Source organism: Photorhabdus sp. CRCIA-P01 (genome assembly GCF_003545805.1).
Lineage (GTDB): Bacteria > Pseudomonadota > Gammaproteobacteria > Enterobacterales > Enterobacteriaceae > Photorhabdus > Photorhabdus antumapuensis.
This window is the reverse complement of sequence record NZ_NMQR01000021.1, coordinates 18,321-42,657: the sequence shown is the minus strand read 5'-3', so window position 1 is coordinate 42,657 and position 24,337 is coordinate 18,321. Positions and strand designations below refer to the sequence as shown.

At 42.5% G+C, this 24,337-nt stretch carries 20 protein-coding genes and 1 other annotated feature; of the genes, 7 read left to right on the top strand and 13 right to left on the bottom strand.

Annotation, left to right across the window (positions count from 1 at the left end):
* Positions 1-50 precede the first annotated feature (50 nt).
* Positions 51-1,262 carry an MFS transporter gene (locus tag D3222_RS13675; RefSeq protein ID WP_118986653.1) on the bottom strand — a complete coding sequence of 404 codons (1,212 nt, stop codon included), beginning with the start codon at positions 1,260-1,262 and terminating at the stop codon, positions 51-53.
* A 506-nt stretch (positions 1,263-1,768) separates the two neighbouring features.
* Between D3222_RS13675 and yaaA the strand changes: the two genes are divergently transcribed.
* Complete coding sequence (yaaA, locus tag D3222_RS13665) at positions 1,769-2,545, top strand: peroxide stress protein YaaA (RefSeq protein WP_118986652.1); 777 nt, start codon at positions 1,769-1,771, stop codon at positions 2,543-2,545.
* A gap of 48 nt (positions 2,546-2,593) precedes the next feature.
* Here yaaA and thrC read toward each other — a convergent pair whose 3' ends face one another.
* From thrC to thrL, 4 genes are all read right to left on the bottom strand, one after another.
* Positions 2,594-3,892 (bottom strand): threonine synthase, encoded by a 1,299-nt coding sequence (gene thrC, locus D3222_RS13660; RefSeq protein WP_118986651.1) that lies wholly within the window; start codon positions 3,890-3,892, stop codon positions 2,594-2,596.
* Between the two features lie 3 nt (positions 3,893-3,895).
* Positions 3,896-4,825 (bottom strand): homoserine kinase, encoded by a 930-nt coding sequence (gene thrB, locus D3222_RS13655; protein WP_118986650.1) that lies wholly within the window; start codon positions 4,823-4,825, stop codon positions 3,896-3,898.
* A gap of 2 nt (positions 4,826-4,827) precedes the next feature.
* A complete protein-coding gene (gene thrA / locus D3222_RS13650; protein ID WP_118986685.1) occupies positions 4,828-7,287 on the bottom strand; it encodes a bifunctional aspartate kinase/homoserine dehydrogenase I in 2,460 nt (819 codons plus the stop codon).
* A gap of 25 nt (positions 7,288-7,312) precedes the next feature.
* Positions 7,313-7,432, bottom strand: a sequence feature (Thr leader region).
* On the bottom strand, positions 7,371-7,439 hold the full coding sequence (thrL, locus tag D3222_RS13645) for a thr operon leader peptide (RefSeq protein ID WP_118986686.1): 69 nt from the start codon (positions 7,437-7,439) through the stop codon (positions 7,371-7,373). (Overlaps the previous feature by 62 nt.)
* A gap of 657 nt (positions 7,440-8,096) precedes the next feature.
* Between thrL and arcA the strand changes: the two genes are divergently transcribed.
* Complete coding sequence (arcA, locus tag D3222_RS13640) at positions 8,097-8,813, top strand: two-component system response regulator ArcA (RefSeq protein ID WP_118986649.1); 717 nt, start codon at positions 8,097-8,099, stop codon at positions 8,811-8,813.
* A gap of 67 nt (positions 8,814-8,880) precedes the next feature.
* Here arcA and creA read toward each other — a convergent pair whose 3' ends face one another.
* The gene (gene creA, locus D3222_RS13635; RefSeq protein WP_118986648.1) at positions 8,881-9,366 is read right to left on the bottom strand and encodes a protein CreA; all 486 of its coding nucleotides are present in this window, start codon (positions 9,364-9,366) and stop codon (positions 8,881-8,883) included.
* Positions 9,367-9,749: 383 nt separating this feature from the next.
* On the opposite strand from creA, the gene robA reads away from it, so the two are divergent.
* Positions 9,750-10,625 carry an MDR efflux pump AcrAB transcriptional activator RobA gene (gene robA, locus D3222_RS13630; RefSeq protein ID WP_118986647.1) on the top strand — a complete coding sequence of 292 codons (876 nt, stop codon included), beginning with the start codon at positions 9,750-9,752 and terminating at the stop codon, positions 10,623-10,625.
* Here the strand turns inward: robA and gpmB are convergent.
* Positions 10,622-11,269, bottom strand: a complete 648-nt coding sequence (gene gpmB / locus D3222_RS13625) for a 2,3-diphosphoglycerate-dependent phosphoglycerate mutase GpmB (protein ID WP_118986646.1) — start codon at positions 11,267-11,269, stop codon at positions 10,622-10,624. The genes robA and gpmB overlap by 4 nt on opposite strands.
* Positions 11,270-11,323: 54 nt before the next feature.
* Here gpmB and yjjX point away from each other — a divergent pair, with 54 nt between their 5' ends.
* Entirely contained in the window at positions 11,324-11,854 is a 531-nt protein-coding gene (gene yjjX, locus D3222_RS13620; protein ID WP_118986645.1) for an inosine/xanthosine triphosphatase, read from the top strand.
* 35 nt (positions 11,855-11,889) lie between these two features.
* Here yjjX and trpR read toward each other — a convergent pair whose 3' ends face one another.
* Both trpR and sltY read right to left on the bottom strand, forming a co-directional pair.
* Positions 11,890-12,210 (bottom strand): trp operon repressor, encoded by a 321-nt coding sequence (gene trpR, locus D3222_RS13615; RefSeq protein WP_118986644.1) that lies wholly within the window; start codon positions 12,208-12,210, stop codon positions 11,890-11,892.
* A gap of 55 nt (positions 12,211-12,265) precedes the next feature.
* The gene (gene sltY, locus D3222_RS13610) at positions 12,266-14,182 is read right to left on the bottom strand and encodes a murein transglycosylase (RefSeq protein WP_118986643.1); all 1,917 of its coding nucleotides are present in this window, start codon (positions 14,180-14,182) and stop codon (positions 12,266-12,268) included.
* A gap of 371 nt (positions 14,183-14,553) precedes the next feature.
* On the opposite strand from sltY, the gene ettA reads away from it, so the two are divergent.
* Positions 14,554-16,221, top strand: a complete 1,668-nt coding sequence (gene ettA / locus D3222_RS13605; protein WP_118986642.1) for an energy-dependent translational throttle protein EttA — start codon at positions 14,554-14,556, stop codon at positions 16,219-16,221.
* Positions 16,222-16,259: 38 nt separating this feature from the next.
* On the opposite strand, the gene D3222_RS13600 is transcribed toward ettA, so the two are convergent.
* The 4 genes from D3222_RS13600 to serB form a co-directional block, all read right to left on the bottom strand.
* On the bottom strand, positions 16,260-17,006 hold the full coding sequence (locus D3222_RS13600) for an ABC transporter ATP-binding protein (RefSeq protein WP_118986641.1): 747 nt from the start codon (positions 17,004-17,006) through the stop codon (positions 16,260-16,262).
* A 675-nt stretch (positions 17,007-17,681) separates the two neighbouring features.
* The gene (gene nadR / locus D3222_RS13595; RefSeq protein ID WP_118986640.1) at positions 17,682-18,917 is read right to left on the bottom strand and encodes a multifunctional transcriptional regulator/nicotinamide-nucleotide adenylyltransferase/ribosylnicotinamide kinase NadR; all 1,236 of its coding nucleotides are present in this window, start codon (positions 18,915-18,917) and stop codon (positions 17,682-17,684) included.
* 13 nt (positions 18,918-18,930) lie between these two features.
* Positions 18,931-20,313, bottom strand: a complete 1,383-nt coding sequence (gene radA, locus D3222_RS13590) for a DNA repair protein RadA (protein ID WP_118986639.1) — start codon at positions 20,311-20,313, stop codon at positions 18,931-18,933.
* 21 nt (positions 20,314-20,334) lie between these two features.
* Positions 20,335-21,312, bottom strand: coding sequence for a phosphoserine phosphatase (serB, locus tag D3222_RS13585; protein WP_118986638.1), 978 nt, complete (start codon positions 21,310-21,312; stop codon positions 20,335-20,337).
* 115 nt (positions 21,313-21,427) lie between these two features.
* Between serB and D3222_RS13580 the strand changes: the two genes are divergently transcribed.
* Complete coding sequence (locus D3222_RS13580; protein WP_118986637.1) at positions 21,428-22,072, top strand: YtjB family periplasmic protein; 645 nt, start codon at positions 21,428-21,430, stop codon at positions 22,070-22,072.
* Between the two features lie 549 nt (positions 22,073-22,621).
* Positions 22,622-24,286 (top strand): ShlB/FhaC/HecB family hemolysin secretion/activation protein, encoded by a 1,665-nt coding sequence (locus D3222_RS13575; RefSeq protein WP_118986636.1) that lies wholly within the window; start codon positions 22,622-22,624, stop codon positions 24,284-24,286.
* The last annotated feature ends 51 nt before the right edge of the window (positions 24,287-24,337 follow it).

The window sequence follows — 24,337 nt, the reverse complement described above, 5'->3', positions numbered from 1 at the left end:
TAAAAATTCAGTAAATTAAAACCATTGCCAATAATTTCATACAAAATAAATTACTTTAATGTTAGTTTATTCTCAACGTCAGTGCTTATTTTCTTTGAAACGAAAACTGAGCTCAAAGAACACATTGCAAAAAAGACAAATAAAACACTACTTCCTAGCAAAGGGATTAACCATATTATTATAATACCAAAGGCTGATTGGTAACTTCTTGAAATTGCATCCGAAGACGATATTATTCTCGCAAAATATTTTTCTGGCGTCAGCTCTTGTCCTGATGTATAGAGAGAGATTCTTAAAAAAGAAAGTCCGATAAAAATAAGCATGGTTCCCAGTGTATAGTATAACAGGACAATTTTTGATAAAGGCATAGCCCAAAGAATACTCCCAATCGCAATCAATAGAGAACCAAGGAAGAAAGATTTTTTTATTCTACTTATAGTAAAATAACAACCAGACAAATAAGCCCAAAATAACATTGAAACAGAAGCTAAAAAGGAAAAATAAGCAATCAGATCAGAAAAAGAAAACGAATATGACCCACTAAATAAAGAGGAAATTGTTATATAGTTAGAAGTCACTATATAGGTCGAAATCACTTGGTATGACACCATTGCAGTCAAAATACTTATCCTGAATAATAATATATTTCTCTGAGTATTATTTTTGATAATATATCCTAAACCACCATATTTCATAGAAATATCTTTTTCCTTTACTTTAGTTCCCCAATCGCCGATAAAAAAGAGAAATATAATTGATAAAATAAAGCACATTGACTCAATAAGAAATAAGGAGCGTATTGAAATCATATTTATCAAAAAACCAGCTATCAATGGAGAAGATATAGAGAGCAATCCATAATAGAATTGTTGCTTTGATATAAAAGCCACTCTTTCTTCTGAGCTGATAAATACCTGGTATGCTACTGACCTTATCGATATATTCAAACCTGAAAAAAATGATAGAAGAAAAGATATGAAAAACAATAAATATATATTATCGACAAATACAGCAAGAAATATTGTTACTGCCCGGAAGAAATCCGAAGAAATACAAATAGCCCGCATATTAAACCGAGCAGTTAGCCAACCAATAACCACAAAAACTAATATACTCGCAGTTAACCTTACAGATACCATTAAAGACGTATCTATCTCCGACTTGGTAATTGAATATACAAGTGAAAGAAGCGCTATTTCACTTATTCCTGTACCAAAGATAGATATTATATCAGAGGATAATAGCTTATTTTTATTCTCCATATCTTATCCCACTTATATACCCTTCATCTTTCAAGCTGCTGCTTTGTTGGCTGCTTTCACTCACCCCAGTCACATAGTTAGCTATGCTCCTGGGGATTCATTCACTTGCCGCCGCGCTGCAACTCGAAATCTATTAGGTATATTTTATTTATCCAATCGATTTCAATCAAATAAGAAACTGGAAATATAATACAGCCGCTTACTTTTATAATAATTACTCTATTACAATTCAAAAAAAATCGATCAAACGCACAAAATCTGACATTTAAATAATTCACCAAAACTTAATTTAAATTTATATGTAAATTTAAATTAAAATATACCTTTATAAATTATTTAAATATTTTTAATATTAATAGCAATATCGATCAACAAAATGGAGTGCAAAATTATCAGCTTGTTACCCGACAGATATCACGCACACAGTTTCCACTATCGTCATTATTAATTCTTTATTATCCTATCTTTTGTTAAAGTAACCTCATCTGAACAACCGGGACGATATTATGCTTATTACTATTTCACCTGCAAAAACCCTTGATTATGAAAGCCCGCTTGCCACGGAAAAACATAGCCAGCCAGTATTACTCGGCCAATCAGAGCAGTTAATCAGTATTTGTCGCAAACTGACACCCGTCCAAATTGCTAGCCTGATGGGTATTAGCGATAAACTTGCCGGCCTGAATGCAGCCCGTTTTGGCGAATGGCATGCTGATTTCACTCCAGAAAATGCCCGTCAGGCTATCCTGGCATTTAAAGGTGATGTTTATACCGGTATGCAAGCTGAAGCTTTTTCTGATAAAGATTTTAATTTTGCTCAGGATCATCTGCGTATCCTGTCTGGCCTTTATGGTGTGCTTCGTCCTTTGGATCTAATGCAACCTTACCGGTTGGAAATGGGGATCAAACTGGAAAATAAACGCGGTAAAGATCTCTACGCTTTCTGGGGAGATCTAATCACAGAAAAGCTCAATGAAGCTCTGGAACAACAAGGCGATAATGTACTGGTTAATCTGGCTTCCGATGAATATTTCAAATCCGTGAATACGAAAAAGTTAGCCGGTAAAATCATTAAACCTGTATTCCTCGATGAGAAAAACGGTAAGTATAAAATCATTAGTTTTTATGCGAAAAAAGCTCGTGGGCTAATGAGCCGGTTTATTATTGAGAATCAATTAACGCAAACTGACCGTCTGGTGGAGTTTAATCTGGATGGCTACGCTTTCGATGAATCGTTATCCAAAGGGAATGAACTGGTATTTAAACGCCCTGAACAACACTAAGACCTTATTCTCAAAATATACGCCGCATGATCTGTGCGGCGCCCACTTTCATAAAGACTTAGGTGCTCTTTCCATCAAAAAAGATCGCAATTTAGCAAAATCTGCCGGTAAGTGATGGGATAACAAGACTAAATCAGCCCGTTCAGCCAACGCTTTGGGCAATGGTAATTCCTCACCCAGAATCTGTTCCACACTCTCTTTAAATTTCGCTGGATGAGCTGTACCAAGAAATAACCCGTATTCACCTTCTTGTAATTGATCACGCAGAACACGATAAGCAACCGCTGCATGAGGTTCAGAAATATAACCCAGTTTAGCCAGCTCCTTAATGGTCTCTTTAGTTACTTCATCACTGACTACACCATATCCCAATTCACTTAACGGCCAGGATTTACGGTGAAATAGTTCTTCAATCCGTGACCAATTGTTTGGCTGACTCACATCCATTGCGTTGGAAAGCGTGGCAACGGTCCGATGAGGCAACCATTTTCCATCCTCCAGATAACGTGGAACCGTATCGTTAACATTCGTGGCAGCAATAAAGCGTTTTACCGGTAATCCCATCGATTTTGCCAATAAACCCGCAGTCAAATCACCAAAATTCCCACTCGGTACAGAGATAACCAGTTGTTCGCGCTTATCTTCTGGTAACTGAGCAACTGCTTCAAAGTAATAGCAAATTTGTGCCAACAAGCGGCTGATGTTAATTGAATTGGCTGAATTGAGATACAGAGCTTGTTTCAATTCTTGATCATCAAACGCCTGTTTAACCAATGCCTGACAATCATCGAAATCGCCATCAATCGCCACCGTGTGAATATTACCGCCCAATGTACAAAACAGTTTTTCCTGTAATGGGCTGATTTTGCCCTGTGGATAGAGGATTACCACCTGTACATTATTCAGCCCATAAAAAGCATGTGCTACCGCCGCCCCCGTATCGCCAGAAGTCGCAGTCAGGATAGTTACTGGCTGTTCACCAGCAACTTGTGCCAACATTTGCGCCATAAAACGGCCACCAAAATCCTTAAATGCCAGAGTCGGGCCGTGGAATAATTCTAGCGTTGCAACATCATTTTCCACTTTTGCCACAGGTGCCGGAAAAGTAAAAGCGCTCTTAACTCGAATCATCAGTTGTTCTGGCGGAATTTCATCACCAATAAATGCTGAAAGAATGCAACCACTGCGAGTGACAAAATCCAGTTTCAACAGTTGGTCAATTTCTTCACGACTGAATTCGGGTAAATCTTGCGGAAAGAAAAGCCCTTGCTGTTTTCCTAACCCCTGTTTGACTGCTTGCGCAAAACTCACCTGCTCGCTGTTGTCTTTCAAGTTATACAGTTTCATTAGTTACCCTATTTGTCGTGCGCCTGCGAGATCCAGACGGCAAATGTGTACAAAACCTTCATCATTCTGAACATAATGCTGTTGCAGCCACTCAGCCATTTCCTCTGCGGTAGCCATATCATTACAAATGGAGAACAATGTCGGGCCAGAACCAGAAATACCACACGCCAATGCCCCTGCCTGTTTTGCTGTTTCACGCGCCTTGGCAAAACCCGGTAACAGTTGGGTACGATACGGTTCCGCAACCACATCTTTCATCAATCTGGCTGCCAGCTCTGGTTGCCGTGTATAACAGGCATGAATAAAACCAGCAAGGAAACGTCCATGATCGATAACATCCTGCTTCAAATATTTTACAGGTAAAATTGCTCTGGCTTCTGCGGTAGAAACTTTGATACCCGGATAGGCCATCACCCATAACCATTCATCAAACGAAGGTACTGGCTGACAGATAATATCCCCTTGTTCCATAATCAGTTGCAAACCACCGAGATAACATGGAGCAACATTATCATAGTGAATACTGCCGGAAATACGTCCTTCCAGTTGCCCCATCATTGCCAGTAGTTGGCTTTCATTAAATGGGAGACCTGCAAACTCGTTCAGTGACATCAAACCTGCAACAACAGAACAAGCACTGGAGCCAAGGCCAGAACCAATTGGCATATTTTTTTCCAGCGTCATCTCCACGGGTAATTGTTTGCCCAAACGCTGGCAGAATAATTGCCAGCATTGGTAAACGATGTTGTGCTCCAGCTTCTCAGGTAACTTCCCCACAAACTGCCCTTCATTACGCAAACTGAAACTCTTCGCTGCCCGGACAGTAACGCAGTCACCTAATAAAGCACCATTAACTGGAGAGACCGCGGCGCCCAGTACATCAAATCCAACACTGACATTGCCAATAGATGCAGGCGCATAGACTTTAATCACAATTAAACTCCCTGTTTCCAGGACAAAGTACGCAGCATATCTGCGAAAACACCTGCGGCAGTAACATCATTCCCCGCTCCGTATCCCCGCAGTACCAGCGGTATCGGCTGATAGTAACGCGTGTAGAATGCCAACGCATTTTCGCCATTTTTGACTTTATAAAGCGGATCATTGCTGTCTACTGCCGCGATTTTCACTCTACAACAGCCATCTTCAATCACGCCAATATAGCGCAACACTTTCCCTTGTTCTTTTGCTTCCGCCACACGCTGGTTGAAAACCTGATCAAGAGAGGGTAAACGTTCAAGGAAAACATCCACGTCCCCTTTGTTATCAAAGGAGACTGGCAACACAGATTCTACATCAATATCATCCAGTTCAAGTTCATAACCTGATTCACGAGCGAGGATCAACAGCTTACGGGCAACATCCATACCGGACAGATCATCACGCGGATCGGGTTCGGTATAGCCTTTCTCTTTTGCCAGTAACGTCGCCTGAGATAATGACATTCCTTCATCCAGCATACCGAAAATAAAAGAGAGAGAACCGGAAAGAATGCCATTGAACTGAACCAGTTCATCACCCGCATTAAGCAAGTTTTGTAAGTTCTCAATAACAGGCAGACCAGCGCCTACGTTAGTGTCATACAGAAATTTACGTTTAGATTTTTCTGCCGCCTTACGAATCTGATAATAATAAGCCATTGACGCAGTATTAGCTTTTTTATTCGGCGTGACCACATTAAAACCATCACTCAGGAAACTAGCGTATTGATCAGCAATTTGCTGATTAGAGGTACAATCCACGATCACCGGGTTCAGCAAATGGTACTCTTTCTCCAAACGGAGCAGGCGGCTCAAACTAAAAGGTTCTTTGGCCTCTGATAAACATTGCTGCCAATTATCAAGGCAAATACCTCTCATGTCCGTTAACATAGCCCGTGAATTAGCAATACCACATACCCGCAAATCAATGTGCTTTTGCTTCAACCAAGTTTGTTGACGACGGATCTGCTCAATCAAAACGCTACCAACTCCCCCAACGCCGACAACAAAAACTTCGATCACCTGATCGGTATTGAATAACATCTGATGGCACAAGCGAACGGCTGTCGTTGCCACTTCATTATCAATAACCGCCGAGATAGAACGCTCAGAAGATCCCTGTGCGATGGCAACAATATTGATATTACCGCGCGCCAATGCAGAGAAGAAACGGGCAGAGATGCCACGCAGGGTACGCATACCATCGCCAACAACAGAGATAATGGAAAGATTTTCCATCACATCCAAAGGATCAAGAACTCCCTCTTTCAGTTCAAGATAGAATTCTTCACTCAGCGCCTGACGCGCACGTTCCAATTCACGTTGAGGGACACAGAAGCTGATGCTGTATTCTGAAGATGACTGAGTAATCAGCACAACAGAGATCCCTTTACGGGACATAACAGCAAATACCCTTGCCGCCATACCAACCATCCCCTTCATACCAGGACCTGATACGTTAATCATTGCCATATTGCTCAGGTTGGTAATCCCTTTTACCGGCGTACTTTCATCTTTCTGCCCGTCACCAATTAGTGTTCCCGGTGCATCTGGATTGGCGGTATTTTTAATCAAACAAGGGATCTGAAATTGAGCAATTGGAGCAATGGTCCGTGGATGCAATACCTTGGCGCCGAAATAAGAGAGTTCCATCGCTTCCTGATAGGACATGCCTTTTAATAACCGTGCATCCGGCACAACTCTGGGATCACAGGTATAAACCCCATCCACATCAGTCCAGATTTCACAACATGTCGCCCGCAAGCAAGCCGCTAAAACCGCAGCAGAATAGTCAGAACCATTACGCCCCAAGACAACCAGCTCCCCTTTATCATTTCCAGCCGTAAATCCAGCCATCAGGACAATATGGTCATCAGGAATATTCAGAGCAGCAATGCGCTTCGTAGACTCGTTGATATCTACCGTAGATTCAAGGTAATGACCTTGCGCCAACAAATTTTCTACCGGATCAATCACCGTGACCTTGTGACCACGCTCCTGCAATACAGACTCCATAATTGCGACAGAGAGTTTTTCCCCACGACAAATCAGGGAAGCGCTAATGCTGTCCGGGCATTGGCCCAGTAACGAAATACCATGCAGAACCTGTTTCAATTGAGCAAATTCTTGCTCAACCATCATTTTTAACCGTTCATAAGCAAAACCGGGTTGGGCCTGTGCCACCCCCTGTAATAAATCAACAAAGATCTGCTCAGCATCGTGCATATGGGTAATGATCTCTTGCCCGGCTACCGTTTTCTCAATCATCGCCACTAAATGATTGGTAATTTTTGCCGGCGCAGAAAGCACCAACGCAACCCCTCCTTGAGAAAGTTTTTTTTCTGCAATATCGGCAACGCTCAATACACGCTGGTAATTAGCGACCGAAGTTCCTCCAAATTTAAGCACTCGCATTAACATTTTTCTCCTGATTCCGCGCCAAAAAAAAGCCCGCATCTGATTTGGATGCGGGCTTTTTTCTCTGTTTTATATATGCGTCAGCCCGCCCCGTAACCTGTGGTTCCGGTGGTGGTAATAAGTGTGGTTTTCAGGCTGATAGTTCGCATAGGTTCCTGCCTGTCATTTAATGGGTTCGACCCTATATTGGTTAAATGAATTTGTGCGCAAAGTCAAACATTTTCTCTAAATAACCTTATGCTTTTGATATTTTTAACATTGGAATAATTCATTTCATGGTCATAAAGACAAACAAATATTTCTTACTGATCCCAATCTTTTAGTTGTTAAATCCATTTTTAACAAAATTAACAATATATTTTATCTTTTCGTAAAAATTAGTTATTTTTATTCACCACCAAGCTCATGGGGGATTATTTTTCGTACAAAACCACTCTGTACGTTAACAAGAATTTGTCATTTGCATGACAGAATACAAGGTATAAAATAACCAATATAAATAATATTAACGTGCTACAATCAATTTTGATGTACGTCAATAAAAGGTAGTTTTTTTAGATGGTAAATGCATTGCAAGCTGTTATATTGCTGTTAATGGACTAACATAACACTGTTTAACCAGTTTTTTGGGTACATACCCACCAAAGGAAAAGCAACTTTTACTTTCAGTGTAAAACATATCAATAAATGTTATTACTGATTTAAACTATAATTTCAGTGATGACAAATAATAACCAGTAAATATCCTGAGATAAGAGTAGTTTGAATCATTCTGATTTATTTTTAAGCGATTCTAGGTAGCAACCATGCAAACCCCGCACATTTTGATTGTTGAAGACGAAATTGTCACTCGCAATACCCTAAAAAGCATTTTCGAAGCTGAAGGGTACATAGTTTATGAAGCCACCGATGGTTCAGAAATGCACCATATTCTGTCAAACAACGACATTAACCTGGTAATTATGGATATTAACCTTCCAGGCAAAAATGGCTTGTTACTTGCCCGCGAACTGCGTGAGCAAGCAAATGTTGCCTTGATGTTCCTGACTGGCCGTGATAACGAAGTAGACAAAATCCTTGGCTTGGAAATCGGTGCGGATGATTACATCACCAAACCATTTAACCCGCGTGAATTGACCATTCGCGCCCGCAACCTGCTTTCTCGTACCATGAATCTGAGTAATGTCAACGAGGAACGTCGCCAGGTTGAGAGTTATAAATTCAACGGTTGGGAATTAGATATCAATAGCCGTTCTCTGATCAGCCCGGCTGGTGAGCCGTATAAATTGCCACGCAGCGAGTTCCGCGCCATGCTTCATTTCTGTGAAAATCCAGGCAAAATCCAAACGCGCGCGGATTTACTGAAAAAGATGACGGGTCGTGAATTGAAACCCCATGACCGTACCGTTGATGTAACGATTCGTCGTATCCGTAAACATTTTGAATCGACGCCAGATACGATGGAAATTATCGCCACCATTCACGGTGAAGGCTATCGTTTCTGTGGTGATTTGGAAGCCTAACTTGAACTATCGGTAAGCCTCTAAAAATGACAGGATGGGATATCCCTGTAGGAACCCATCCTGCCCCTCAATTTTCCACTGTCTTCCACGGCATAATAGGTACAGCACTGATCGCATTCTTCGGTGAACCATCGATCATCTTATCGGAATATGTCAGGTAGACTAAGGCATTACGGTTTACATCATAGAAGCGAACGACTTGAAGTTTTTTAAACACCAGTGAGGTTCGTTTCTGGAAAACCACCTGACCTTTTTTGCTACTCTTTTTAATCTTGTCTGTTAGTTCAATCTCTCCAATCTGCTGACAAGAAATAGCAGCATCAGAAGTATCTTCCGCAAGTCCTAAACCCCCTTTTATTCCGCCTGTTTTTGCCCTGCTCAGGTAGCAAGTCACATTTTTAACATCAGGATCATCAAACGCTTCCACGACAATTTTGTGATCAGGCCCGATAAATTTAAAAACAGTGTCCACCGAGCCAATCTCTTCAGCCAGAGCCGCCACAGGTAGGCACGACAATGTTGTTGCTACGAGTATCTTTATGATTTTTAACATATATAGTCTCATACCTTAATTAATTCAGCGTAAAATTTCACCGCCGAGATACCAAATAGAACGGTAATACCATTAATAGAAACAATTAATCATTAATATAATTTCACAAAGTAATGAGTGAAATAATAATACGAATAAGTATCCTATTGTAAATATAAGACTTGTTTTACACTTAGTGCTTATATCCAGTAGAGTTATTGTTGAATGCCCCGCTTGTCAATAAATTATGAACACGAACAGTACTCAGAAATCAGAACAGACATACGACACACAAGGAATAATTCGTTTTACCACTCTGTGGGACTGTTCAAGTGGCAAACAAAATAGCCTAGTAGTATAGGTTCTTATGTTGTTCTTTCTGGTCTTAATGACTAAGGAGATGTATGGATCAAACCGGCATCATTCGTGATTTATTACGTTGGCTAGATAATCATCTGGATCAACCATTATCACTCAATAATGTTGCAGCTAAAGCAGGCTATTCTAAATGGCACCTGCAACGTATGTTTAAAGACATTACCGGCCAGGCTATTGGCTCCTATATCCGTGCCAGGAGGTTATCGCGGGCAGCCGTTGCTTTGCGTTTAACCAGCCGCCCTATTCTGGATATTGCTTTACAGTACCAGTTTGACTCCCAACAAACTTTCACTCGCGCATTTAAAAAACAATTCAATAAAACACCAGCACTTTATCGACTCAGTGAGGAGTGGTGCGCCACGGGTATTTGCCCGCCCATATTGCTGGATAAAAGGTATATTCCCGAAGCAACCTATCTCACACTAGAGGAACAGCCACTGGTGGGTATAGAACAGACCTGTTCCTATACGCTGGAACAATGGTCTAGTTTTTGTACTGAAATGCGCCACAATTTCTGGACATACTATCTGCAAAATGCAGAAGTGTTACCTCCTGTACTTTATGGCCTTCATCATGCGACTCCCAATCCAGAAAAAGAAGATGAACAAACCGTATTGTACACAACAGCGGTAGAACCCCAATATGCTCAGTTTAATGTGGCAGCCAGCCAGCCTGTTACATTACCGGCTGGAGAATACGTCTCATTTAGTTACTACGGTACCAAAGATGGCTTACAGGATTTCCTGTTTACCGTCTATGGCATTTGCCTGCCAATGCTAAACCTGACACGTAGGAAGGGATACGACATCGAGCGATATTATCTTACCAATACCAATGATAGAGAAAAGGAAGCGGCGAATCATATCATCGAATTTCAGTATCTCATTCCTATCCAGCATTAACGTTGTAATTCATCCAGTGCGGGCGTATCCAGATGTGTGATATCGCCTGCCGTTTCTACAATCCAGCCCGACGCTAGCCACGGACTGTGCTGATAATCCACTCTGGACAGAGAGCAATTTCGCAGGCGAAGACGGCGTTCAGCATGTGCGGGCAATCCCAATATTGTGCCAACCAAACATCCCAAAGCGATGCCATGACTGACTAATAAGGGCCGGCTACCAACAGGCAGATTACGACAGTTTTCCAGCGCTGCCTTCATACGCATAGCCAGTTCATCCATAGATTCGCCTTTGGGGATACGTCCCCCAGGTGTGCCATCAAGGACTTTCTTACGCCAGTTCTCTTCTTCCGATGTTAATGAATCAATATTTCTGCGTTCAAGCACCCCCATATGCAACTCGCGCAAACGTGGCTCCAGAATAATTTCACAACCACAAACCTCAGCAATAATTTCCGCCGTTCGGCGTGTACGCCCAAGGTCACTGGTAATAATATGGGTAATACTTTCAGCTTTTACTCTTTGCGCCACTAATCTGGCTTGATGTTCGCCTGTTTCAGTCAAAGGGCTGTCGGATTGTCCCTGAATACGACGTGCTGCGTTCCATTCAGACTCCCCATGACGAACAAGATATACCTGTAACATTTTCATTTTCCGTTATACTGCGTAAATACTCGTTCAAAGGATAACTCATCTATTATGTATCACGTTATTGCTGCAACCACCAACCCTGCAAAAATTAAAGCCATTAGTCTCGCCTTTGATGATGTTTTTGGGCCAGGTACTTATCGGATCGAAGATATCAATGTAGACAGTAGCGTCCCACAACAGCCTATTGGTAACACGGAAACCCGCACTGGCGCCCGCCAGCGTGTCATGGCTGCCAGACAAGTTCGCCCTGAAGCAAACTTTTGGGTAGGTGTGGAAGCGGGTATTGAAGACGATATGACATTTGCCTGGATGGTCGTGGAATATCAGCAAATTCGCGGAGAATCTCGTTCAGCCAGCCTGATGCTACCAGAAAAAATTCTTGATGGTATCCGCGAAGGTCGGGAATTAGGCCATGAAATGGCTCACCTTACAGGCATTGATAACATCAAGCAGAAAGATGGTGCAATTGGCTTTTTCACTGATGGCATCCTGACTCGTACCAGCGTGTACCACCAAGCTCTGATATTGGCTTTAGTGCCTGTACGTCATGAAATTTATAAAGAGCTGAACGCCCGTTAAACAAGCATTCCGCCTAGGCCGCAATTGGCGGCCTGCTATTGCAGTAATTGCTGTTCCAACCAAGCCTTCACATCGTTTGAGGCAAATTTCAGGCTATTAGAACCACGCGTAATCGTCGCAATACCTACCCCAAGTTCATTTTTCAGCTCACGTTGACTCATTTTTCCACTCATCAACTCCTTGATAATGCGTACCCTGGTAGCCAGTGCTGTCCGTTCATCTGGTGTCAATAATAACTGCAAAATCGGATGCTGTAGATTTTCAGCAAAAGCCTGCTGGAGTAATATCACGAAACATTGCCAATCTTCATGATCTTGCGGCGAAAGTGCCGGGTCTGTCAGATGATTTGTCGTCATAATCAATCATTATACTATTTAACTAGTACGGCAGCATAACATAGTTTCCTATAAATCAATAACGCCTTTGCCATTCCGCGTTAGTCAACACATTTGATGACTTGCCCATGAAATGACTGTAGAAGACATCATAAACCAAAACATTTTTGACATAATTGCGGGTTTCAGAAAATGGAATGCTTTCAATAAAGGCTATCGCATCCAGCCGTCCACCACTGTTAGATAACCAGCGATCTACACGAGTTGGCCCGGCATTATAGGCAGCGCTGGCAAGTATCCGATTATTACCAAAGCGCTGATAAACCGATTCGAGATAAGCAGTACCGATTTCGATATTCGTCAGCGGGTTTATAAGTTGGCTACTGTTTACATATCCCTGAATACCATTTTGTTTAACCGTATCCTCCGCCGTTTTTGGCATTACCTGCATCAACCCAATTGCCCCAACTGGCGAATTAGCTTGCGGATTCCAGGCACTTTCCTGACGGGCTATCGCCATGGCATAACTTTGAGAAATGCCTTTATTTGCAGTGAAATGACTAAATTCCCGCCGCCATGCCAATGGAAAACGCTCTTCAAGGTAGTCCCACATTTTTCCGGTTATTGTCGCCTGTACACTAAGCGCTGCCCATTTTTGATCGAAAGCATAACGCGCCAGTTGCTGTTGTTTTAATTTATCTTGGCTGGCAACCAGATAGCTCCACTCGATGCGAGCAAGACTATCCATTTGCCAATATAGCAGCTCTCTTACTCTCTGTACCTCGGGTATTGAAGCAATAGCAGCATCTGGCTTTTTTGCGCTATTCATCATCAGCGGATAGCTGACATTCAGTTTCTGCGCAGCAACCATTGGATAAAAACCTCGGCCTTCTGCCAGTTTACGCAATATTGCCTCACCTTCGCTTTTATTACCCTGTGCCAATAGAATGTTAGCTCGCCAATAACGCCATTCCTCTTTGTCTTGGTTCTCTAACGGTAGCAATTTTATCCATCGAGCCACACCACGCTCATCTGCATGGCCCAACGCCAAACGAACACGACGCTCAAGCAATGCAACAGATTGACTATCGCGGATCGCATCATCACGCCACTTTTCCTGTTCATCACTCACCTCACCCATTAACTGCCAGGCAACAATATCTTTTAATCGCTGATGTTCACTTGCATTCATCTTTTGCACTTTGACAATTGATGGGATGATCACTCTTGCCTGCTCCGGATCTTGACGTGCGAAACGCGCAAAAGCCGCTAAAGTGGCTACACGACTAAAATCAGTCGGTCCGGTATGATCAGCAAAATCCGCTACGGTAACCGGATCATTCTGCAACTTAATCAGACCTTCACTGATACTTTTGTATCCCTGTGGTAACTGTTTAGCGAGGTAACCGACCAGTGACGTATTGCCCGCTTTTAACGCGAGACTAATACGCTGTAATATTAGTTTCACTGATAAATGGCCTGTTTGTTGCCAAACATCAAATAATTTATCGCAACTGTCTGGTAAAGAACGACCATTCAACCAAACTTCTTTCGCTCCTTGCCAGGCAGCCTGTTTCTCACCTGTAGCCCATTTAGCAAAATAGTAATGGCAACGGGCGGTAATAGATTTCGGTGCAGTAGGAGTGAACGCCAGTACCCCGCGCCAGTCTTCGCGGCGTGCAAGCTCATTGATAAACCGGGATGATAAAGAACGTGCGGGAGGCAGATTAGGGTGACGATCAATAAAATCATGGATCTGCGCTGGCGTAGCAAGTGACAGATCCTGAGTCAGTTCCCGGTATTGCAGATAAGGATAAAGAGGATAGTCTTTCAATGTTGGCATCAGTCTTGCTATTTCAGCCCTATCGCTGACATTCCACGCTTGCTTAATCTGCTGATATCTCTGCCGCTGATTTTCCCGAGAATCAGCGTTTGCTGCTACAGAGATAAAAACCAATCCTATAGCCATCGCAAGGCATTGCCATTTAGCCATTATCACGCTCCTCCCGGAGATCAAATCAAATAGGTTAATATTACGAATGCATAAACAGCATAATAATATAACCATCACGGATTACCACATTAATTTACCCTATGATGATATATATAACTACATATCAGAATCAGGTAAGTTGTTTATCCAACAAATTGATTCACTTTAACAAATTCAACCTAAGATCATCTTATTCGAGCAATTGGGTTATAGAGTTTATTAACTTAAATCGGGTAAACTGTGACAAATCGTGTTCAGATGAACATCAATAACCTAAACGGATATAATCAGGTATCAACGCGCCCTGTCCATGCGACTTGCTTCGCAATACAGGCATTATCATCATCAGAGATAGCGAGGCTTATAGCAACGTGGCTCAATACGTCTACACCATGCATCGGGTCGGTAAAATTGTCCCCCCGAAACGTCACATTCTGAAAAATATCTCCTTGAGTTTCTTTCCGGGAGCAAAAATTGGGGTTCTTGGTCTTAATGGCGCCGGTAAATCGACCTTACTGCGCATTATGGCCGGCATTGATAAAGATATCGAAGGAGAAGCCCGACCACAACCAGGAATTAAAATTGGCTATCTATCACAGGAGCCTAAATTAAACCTTGAGCAAACTGTCCGCGAAGCAGTGGAAGAAGCGGTTAGCGAGATAAAACATGCGCTGACCCGTTTGGATGAAGTCTACGCAGCCTATGCTGATCCTGATGCTGATTTTGACAAACTGGCTAAAGAGCAAGGTGAGCTGGAAGCGATTATTCAGTCCCACGATGGTCATAACCTTGATAACCAGCTTGAACGCGCCGCTGATGCCCTGCGTCTGCCGCCGTGGGATGCAAAAATCGAGCATCTATCCGGGGGTGAACGTCGCCGTGTGGCAATCTGCCGTTTACTGCTAGAAAAACCTGACATGCTGCTACTGGACGAACCCACTAACCACCTTGACGCCGAATCTGTCGCCTGGCTAGAACGCTTCCTGCACGATTACGAAGGTACCGTTGTTGCAATTACCCACGACCGTTACTTCCTTGATAACGTTGCTGGCTGGATTCTGGAACTTGACCGTGGTGAAGGCATTCCGTGGGAAGGTAACTACTCTTCATGGCTGGAACAGAAAGATGCTCGTCTGGCTCAAGAAGCCGCAACCGAAGCCGCACGCCGTAAATCCATTCAGAAAGAGCTGGAATGGGTTCGCCAAAATCCGAAAGGCCGTCAGGCAAAAGGTAAAGCACGTCTGGCCCGTTTTGAAGAATTAAATAGCGTTGAATACCAGAAACGTAATGAAACCAGCGAACTGTTCATTCCACCTGGGCCACGCCTGGGCGACAAAGTTCTGGAAGTGGAAAATCTAACCAAATCCTATGGCGACCGGGTTCTGATTGATAATCTGAACTTCTCTCTGCCCAAAGGGGCGATTGTTGGGATTATCGGGCCTAACGGAGCAGGTAAATCTACCCTTTTCCGTATGATCTCCAACCAAGAACAACCCGATTCCGGCACCATAGCGTTAGGTGAAACCGTCAAACTCGCTTCTGTAGATCAGTTCCGTGACAACATGGATGATAAGAAAACCGTTTGGGAAGAGATCTCCGGCGGCCAGGATATCATGCGTATCGGTAACTTCGAGCTACCAAGTCGCGCCTATGTTGGCCGTTTTAACTTCAAAGGTGTTGATCAAGGTAAACGTGTCGGTGAACTGTCTGGTGGTGAAAGGGGACGGCTGCATTTGGCTAAACTGCTGCAAGTCGGCGGTAACATGCTGTTGCTCGATGAACCAACCAACGACCTGGACATTGAAACTTTGCGTGCACTGGAAAACGCCTTGTTGGAGTTCCCAGGTTGTGCAATGGTTATTTCCCACGATCGTTGGTTCCTTGACCGTATTGCAACCCACATCATTGATTATCAAGATGAAGGTAAAGTCACTTTCTTTGAAGGTAACTTTAGTGAATACGAAGACTATAAGAAGCGGACTCTCGGAGCAGAAGCACTGGAACCGCATCGCATTAAATATAAGAAAATCAGCAAATAATCATATTGAAAATGGCCTGGCAACAGGCCGTTTTCCGCTCAATTATTTAGATATAAACTCATAGTCTTATTCATTATGCTATGTGTAAGATATGTATCATGGATAATCTTTCCTTCTTTCAAAGTAATAATACGATCTGCATGTTTAATAAACCTATTATCCTGTGAAGCCACAACAACCGTACCTCTTTGGTTATGAGCAATAAAACTTAAGATATCAATAGCTGTTTGGCATTCATAATTATTAAGATGACGGGTTGGCTCGTCAGCAAACAAATACCGAGGGCTTTTCACAATGGCGCAGGCTATTGCCACCCGTTGTTTTTCATTATCACGTAATTCCTTGGGATAGATATCTTTCTTGTGTTTCAGACCAACAATATTGAGGGCCTTAGCTGCCCTGACTATTGCTTCCTGATGAGAAGCCGTGATTCCACAAGAGAGAGATAATAGCAAATTATCCAAGACCGTAAGTTCATTAGATAAATTAATTCTTTGAAAGATAAAACCACAGTTCATCAAATGGAATCTATCTAACTCGAAGTTATTCAGCCTTCCCAGCTCGTTATCAGCAATTAATATTTTTCCTCCGTCGAGAGGCAATAACCCAGAAATCATTGCCAGCAAAGTACTTTTTCCTGAACAGAGATCCCCATTAATCAAAGTAAATTCACCTGGAAAAATAGAAAGAGTGATGTCTGAAATCATTTTCTGGTTGGCTTTACTGTTCGAAAAACCATATGAAATATCAATGGCTTCAATCGTAGCGATTTGATTCAAATTCATTATCTCAGCATAATTAATAGTGTAAGAAATCTGGCATTATCAGTAACTCTTACAGCCAGAGCAATCCGTAAAAATACAGATATTCATCATTATAAGATTACACAAACGAGGGAAAATCATATAAGAAATATCTCAATTGAAAGTATATCAATATTTCTACCAGTGACTATTTCAAATGACTATCTGTATGCTAAAATCAAAATTTTACTAAACAAGATCAACCCATTCCTATCAACCATTCATTAACAACAGGCCATTACCTTGTTAGCACAAATAAAAAAATAACATCAGACAAATAATTTTTTATAGATAAAAACACCTTAATATCATAACAACACGTTAAAACTAATGTTTAATTATCATAATAACAGTGACACATCGAACATTAAATTATTAATAAAAAAATCAAACTTCTCTTATTCCCCCACCACTCAAAAACACAAAAACTTTTATTTAAAAATCAACTGGGAAGTATTTAATTATTAATTTTGTTTTTATTCAAGAAATAAATAATCAATAGAAGTATCAAAAATATTAATAGCTGTTATATATTTTATTACTTACAGGAAATAAAAATATCTAGCCACAATGCATATTGTGATTAGATATATATTTATTAATTTATCATATAAAATATTATATACAAATCTAATTATAAACGATTCAACTGACGTGTCATTTAGGATTAGCCGCTAAAAGTTGCTGAATGAGTTCAATACAACGTAGGAAACGCTGATCATAATCGGGTGAATCCACATTGACATATTCAATATTATTACTTTTCAGCATATCCTCCAGCAATTGCTGGAACGCTTGACGATCCTGCTCGCTGCCAAGGCTACGCAAACCGTCAGCAACCCAAGGAGTGTTGTTTTCCAGTAGAATGACTAAATCAAATCGATATTCATCAATTAATGCCTGAACAAACGGGTGCTCACGTCCTTCATATCGCTTACAGAATGCTTGGGTAGTGACAAAATCGGTATCTATAAATGTAACCTTATTCGCATATTTTACAGCAAAATCAATATATTGGGCTTGCCCCAATGCAATCTTGTCATAATCCGAATATTGTAGCGCCATCTCATCTCCCCCCAGATGAGAAAAAACATAATCACGACCATATTCCCAAGCACTTGTCGTATTAAAAATATTTGCCAATTTGTTAACTAACGTAGATTTACCACTGGATTCTCCACCAAGAATCGCTACGGTACGAACAAAGAAAGGTTTCACTTCCGTAGGGATATATTCCCAATGGCGGAATGGGTCCTGGCGAATATGCCGGCCACTGATTTTCATAAACGAGCGCTGTGGATCAATAAGAATTGTCTCAATTCCTAAATGCTCTTTATATCGGGGAGCATCCTGAGTTTCGCTGGAATATATATAAGTTGGATTAATGCCTTTTTTTGACATAAAGGCTTTCATGCCGTCACTCCACACATCCCAACCATGTGGATAAGCTTCAATTCCCTGTTCATCAAAAGAATGAATATGAATATTTTTCTGATATTTAAATGTTTGAAGCAACCAGCGCAAGCGATCACTCACCGTTGGTTGCTGAGACATGGAACTGCTCATAAACAGCTCCCGATCTCTAGGCTCGTCATGGCAAAGGATAATATGCAACTCATCCACCTGACTACAGGCTCGTTGAATCAGATAGATATGCCCAGTATGCAATGGATAGAACTTGCCGAATACCACTCCAACCGTTTTATTTTGCACAGGATATTGCAACCTCAGATAGTGATGGAGAGCAGCCAATTTTTGGGCACTGGGACTTTTAATTTTGTCATTAATTAATTGGCTGAGATAACCTTTGGTCATACCACTTGCATCGGCAACCTGTTGCAACGTATAACCTGTCTGTTTAATCGCTTCTTTAAGGTAGTCAAATTGCCCCATATCTCCTCCCTACTTAACCAAAATCTTCCATAACAGATAACGCATCCGCCAACTTTTTCACACCAAAAACTTCCATTCCTGGCAGCGCTTTTTTCGGCATATTAGCATAAGGCACTATCGCCCGTTTGAAACCATGTTTAGCGGCTTCGGATATGCGCTCCTGCCCACTGGGAACAGGACGGATTTCTCCTGCCAGCCCGACTTCACCAAATACAACCAAATCACGGGGTAATGGCCGATCCCGAAAACTGGAGACTAAAGAGAGCAGTAAAGCGAGATCCGCACTGGTTTCCGCTACCTTAACCCCACCCACAACATTCACAAACACATCCTGATCGGACATTTGCAAACCACCATGACGATGAAGGACAGCCAGTAGAATAGCCAACCGGTTTTGCTCCAAACCCACAGCCACCCGCCGTGGATTGGTCATCATAGAATGATCCACCAGCGCTTGAATCTCTACCAACAGAGGACGAGTCCCTTCCCACACCACCATGACAGAACTGCCAGCGGTAACTTCATCACCACGGCTCAAGAAAATCGCTGATGGGTTACTAACCTCACGCAATCCTTGTTCTGTCATGGCGAATACGCCAAGCTCATTAACGGCCCCAAACCGATTTTTATGACTGCGTAAAGTGCGAAAGCGGGAATCCGCTTCACCATCAAGCATCACTGAGCAGTCAATACAGTGCTCCAACACTTTCGGACCCGCCAACGAGCCATCTTTGGTCACATGACCAACCATAACAATGGCAACACCACGAGTCTTAGCAAACCGAGTAAGATAAGCGGCAGTCTCTCTGACCTGAGCGACACTCCCCGGCGAAGATTGAATATCCGCCATATGCATCACCTGGATGGAGTCAATCACCATCAACTTTGGCTGCTCCTGCTCTGCAATCAGACAAATTTGTTCAATGCTGGTTTCTGACAACATATTCAGATTATCAGTCGGCAATCCCAACCGGTGCGCACGCATTGCAACCTGCTGTAACGACTCTTCCCCAGTGACATATAAAGTTTTCATCTGTGCAGACAACTGACACATCGTCTGTAACAGTAAGGTACTTTTTCCTGCTCCCGGATTACCGCCAATCAGAATCGCGCTACCGGGAACAGCACCACCGCCAAGCACCCGATCAAACTCTTTAAATCCCGTGGAAAAACGAGGCAGTTCTTCCAGACTAATCTCAGATAATTTCTGAACCCTGCTAACACCAGCATCTCCCGCATAACCACTGAACCGGTCATTACGGGAGGAAGGTGCTGCGGCTAAGCGCACCTCAGTAATGGTATTCCAGGCATGACACGCACTACATTGCCCCTGCCAGCGCGGATAATCCGCCCCACACTCATTACAGACAAATGCCCGCTTTGCTGCTTTCACCACTCTGCACTCCTAAAAACTCTATTAACGCTCTTCGTGTTTAAGACCACCACTTAACACACACAATACTCCCATGAGATCAGCATGACGGATGGTCACTTTCGACTGTGCATAAACTTTCGGTTTGGCATGGTAAGCAATACCTAACCCTGCTTTGCGGATCATCTTCAAGTCATTAGCACCATCACCAATCGCGACAGTTTGCTCCAATGGGATATCCAGTTTTTTCGCCAGTTTCACCAATGTGACAGCCTTATATTTAGCATCAACAATTGGTCCTATAACCTTACCTGTCAACTTGCTATTTTTTACTTCTAACTGATTGGCTACCGCAGCCACCAAACGTAAATTCTGGCGCAAATGGTCAGCAAAATAGGTAAAACCACCCGATGCGATTGCCACATGCCAATCAAAGGATTGTAACTTACGCACCAGACTGGTCAGCCCCGGCATAAGTGGTAAATTTTCTACAACCTGTCGCAGAATATCAGCATCAGCCCCTGCCAACTGAGCAACTCGCTCCCGCAGACTATCAGAAAAATCCAGCTCTCCTTGCATTGCCCGCTCGGTAATTTCGGCCACTTTGTCACCTACGCCAGCCAAACGGGCAATTTCATCAATACATTCAATTTGAATTGCCGTTGAATCCATATCCATCACCAGCAAACCTGGTGACCGCAACCGAGGGATCTGCCCCAAAGGAACCACATCCAACCGACACTCATCAGCTAGCCGTTTAATACGAGCAGTCAAATTTCCGGCAATACGTACTACCTGATAGTCATCAATACGCCATGAAGAAACGATGACAATAGCAGCGCCAAGCCGATGTTGAAAATTACTAATACGTTGTTTATCCAGGCCACGACCATATATCAACCAACCACTGTCACCAGCCCGATAATCCAATGGCATAACCTCTTCACCACTCAATGAAAGTGGTAATCCCGGCCACTTATGGACCTCTTCCGGCAAATAGTGATAAGCCAGGTTATTAGACATTAATCCCTACTCCTGTAATCCCACATGATTTGACAGCAAAAAATTGCGCTTCAAACTATCCTCTCTGTATTGCATCTGGCAACATTGCGTTGACCAAAGCTTGGAAGAGATAACCATGATCAAAGCTAAATTAAAATTCCGACTGCATAAAACAGCTATTATATTGATTTGCATTGCTTTATTAGTATTTTTAATGCAGGGCGTTTCTTATTTTAGCCGTTCTCACCAACAAGCCCAGATGGATCAATTTGAAGAATTGGCAAAAACTTTGGCAAAACAAGTCGCATTCAGCTTATCTGATTATATGGAGAGTGGCAGCAAAGATCTTAATAATGAGCGGATACTGGCTAATTTGCATCATCTGACGACAAACAGCCGCATACTTGATGCCAGTGTTTATCTTAACAATGGAACACAAGTTGCCCATAGCGGAGAGAATGTCTCGGTGCGAGATCGTCTATCTCTGGATGGTAAAAAAGCGGGCAGCTATTTTAACTACCAGATAGTCGTCCCCATCCCTGGAAAAGATGAGCCAAAAGGTTTTCTGCGTCTGACGCTGGATACCCACAAATTGGCAACAGAGTCCAAACAGGTGGACAACACCACTAACCTGCTCAGGATCATGATTTTACTCGCTTTAGCAATTGGTTTTATTCTGGCACATAACTTATTGCAATTAGCCCCAAGCCGCTGGCAACAATCGCCCTATTTGCTGACAGCCAACAGCAAATCAAGTGAAAGTGAAGAAGAAGAGAAATAAGGTGAAAACTGCTCGCTAAATCATTTTGATATCGAAACTAATAGAAGCGATTATTTCTACCATCCCATTATCTCAGTCACTTCGCAGATGGAATTAAGACATGGCTCCGAACATTTAATTGTTGCCAGAGCCTCCTTTACCAAGAAATTTCATAGCCGAATAAACACGCTGTAACTAATAAAAAATTATCAACCTTAACTGAAAGAAACAAGCTCTCCCATTATTTAATAATCAAGGTAATAGTTCATTTAGTTACTTTAACTTTAATTACATAATAATATTCTTAGTGACATATATCACATATTTATCAATATATAGAATTAAATTAGAATATCTGACAATATCCACATAACTCATTAATTAATAAAGTATTTTTTATTATTACTCATTTTATAACAAAATACTATCCGGTTGTTTTTATTGGATATTTATAACATTCCGTATTTCTCAATCTTAGCAGTAAGTAATACTTACATATTGATTATTAAGTCAAATTCATGGCTAATACGCCCCCCAAATTATACGAAGCGGGCGGGATGCCAAAGAATAATGCAAAAAAAGGTTATTATTTTTACTAGCTTTCTTATTGTTACTACGGGTGTTAAAGCCACCGAAATTTCAGACCAGCAACTCATTAATCAACAGGAACGTCAGAAAGCGCTGGAAGCTCAATTAGCACCGCCACCGGCGGATATTCGTCTGTCTGTTGCTGAAACAGCAGTACCTTCTAAATTTCCCGTCGAGACGCCCTGTTTTCCCATTACACGTGTCGTCCTTGAAGGCACGGAACATTTTCCTCACTGGTTACCTTTAAAGCGTTTAGCCCAACAGGGAGAAAACCAATGTCTGGGCACCCAGGGGATTAATATATTAATGACTCGGATACAAAACCGGTTAATTAATCATGGCTATGTCACTAGCAGAGTATTAGCGCCCAGTCAGAACCTTAATTCCAAAACATTAAAACTCATGATCTTACCGGGCAAAATTGGGCATATTCGCTATACCGCTGAAAGCGGCAATTATATTCAACGGATAACCACATTCCCTCCCCGCGAAGGAGAGCTGCTTGACTTACGGGATATCGAGCAGGGATTAGAAAATCTACAACGTTTTCCTACCGTTCAAGCCAACATGGAAATTGTACCGAATGAACAGTTAGGAGAAAGCGACATTGTGCTGGACTGGCGTCAGTCAAGACATTGGCGACTGGCTAGCTACCTGGACGATTCAGGTTCTAAAAGTACTGGGCGTTACCAAGGCGGATTAACTTTATATCTGGATAATCCTCTTGCGTTGAGTGATCTATTTTATCTCTCCGGTGGACGCGATATTCGCTCCCCTTCCGGTCGCAGCAGCAAAAACTACACCCTCCACTACTCCCTACCGGTGGGATACTGGATGGCGGGCATCACTGCCAGTAATTACGATTACGACCAAAAGGTAGCCAGGCCAAATAAAGACGACAAATACAGCGGCGAAAGCAAAAACCTGAATGTCCAACTCAGCCGAATCCTGCATCGTAACGCCAGTCAGAAAACTTTGGTTAACGGTGAAATTTATCGTCGCACATCCAAGAGTTTCATTAATGACTTTGAAATCGGCGTACAACGCCGGGAAACAGCTGGCTGGAAATTGGGATTATCCCATCGCCACTACATCGGTAGTGCGACCCTGGATGCCGGAGTGACTTACCAACAGGGAACCCGTTGGTTTGGGGCTCAGCCCGCACCAGAAGAGGTCAGGGGTGAAGCAACCGCCTTACTTAAAACAACCCAGTTTTCTGCGGCACTTGCTGCGCCATTTACCCTATTTTCTCAGCCCTTCATCTACAAAACCCAATACCTGCGCCAAATAAGCGCCAGAACGCTGACGCCACAGGATCAATTTTCAATTGGCAACCGCTGGACCGTACGCGGATTTGACGGTGAACGCACATTAAATGGAGATCATGGTTGGTACAGCCGTAACGAACTGGAATGGCAAACGCCACTGAATGGTCACTCCCTGTATATGGGCATGGATTATGGCGAAATTGGCGGGCCGGGAAATGAGCAACGCTTGGGAAAACACCTGGCAGGTGGCGTTCTGGGCTGTCGCGGCAGTCTTAAAGGCGTGAGCTATGACCTGTTTGCCGGTATCCCTCTATCCAAACCGGATGGCTTTCAAACCTCATCAGTCACAACCGGATTCAGTTTGTACTGGCAGTACTAATTCAAAATAACAACGTTGCCAAAGCGTAGTAGATAAAAAGTGTTAGCGGAG

Excerpts from the sequence above, each read along its gene's own strand:
- D3222_RS13675 (WP_118986653.1), bottom strand. The coding sequence starts at position 1,262 with ATGGAGAATAAAAATAAGCTATTATCCTCTGATATAATATCTATCTTT.
- yaaA (WP_118986652.1), top strand. The coding sequence starts at position 1,769 with ATGCTTATTACTATTTCACCTGCAAAAACCCTTGATTATGAAAGCCCG.
- thrC (WP_118986651.1), bottom strand. The coding sequence starts at position 3,892 with ATGAAACTGTATAACTTGAAAGACAACAGCGAGCAGGTGAGTTTTGCG.
- thrA (WP_118986685.1), bottom strand. The coding sequence starts at position 7,287 with ATGCGAGTGCTTAAATTTGGAGGAACTTCGGTCGCTAATTACCAGCGT.
- arcA (WP_118986649.1), top strand. The coding sequence starts at position 8,097 with ATGCAAACCCCGCACATTTTGATTGTTGAAGACGAAATTGTCACTCGC.
- creA (WP_118986648.1), bottom strand. The coding sequence starts at position 9,366 with ATGTTAAAAATCATAAAGATACTCGTAGCAACAACATTGTCGTGCCTA.
- robA (WP_118986647.1), top strand. The coding sequence starts at position 9,750 with ATGGATCAAACCGGCATCATTCGTGATTTATTACGTTGGCTAGATAAT.
- gpmB (WP_118986646.1), bottom strand. The coding sequence starts at position 11,269 with ATGTTACAGGTATATCTTGTTCGTCATGGGGAGTCTGAATGGAACGCA.
- yjjX (WP_118986645.1), top strand. The coding sequence starts at position 11,324 with ATGTATCACGTTATTGCTGCAACCACCAACCCTGCAAAAATTAAAGCC.
- trpR (WP_118986644.1), bottom strand. The coding sequence starts at position 12,210 with ATGACGACAAATCATCTGACAGACCCGGCACTTTCGCCGCAAGATCAT.
- sltY (WP_118986643.1), bottom strand. The coding sequence starts at position 14,182 with ATGGCTAAATGGCAATGCCTTGCGATGGCTATAGGATTGGTTTTTATC.
- D3222_RS13600 (WP_118986641.1), bottom strand. The coding sequence starts at position 17,006 with ATGAATTTGAATCAAATCGCTACGATTGAAGCCATTGATATTTCATAT.
- nadR (WP_118986640.1), bottom strand. The coding sequence starts at position 18,917 with ATGGGGCAATTTGACTACCTTAAAGAAGCGATTAAACAGACAGGTTAT.
- serB (WP_118986638.1), bottom strand. The coding sequence starts at position 21,312 with ATGTCTAATAACCTGGCTTATCACTATTTGCCGGAAGAGGTCCATAAG.
- D3222_RS13580 (WP_118986637.1), top strand. The coding sequence starts at position 21,428 with ATGATCAAAGCTAAATTAAAATTCCGACTGCATAAAACAGCTATTATA.
- D3222_RS13575 (WP_118986636.1), top strand. The coding sequence starts at position 22,622 with ATGCAAAAAAAGGTTATTATTTTTACTAGCTTTCTTATTGTTACTACG.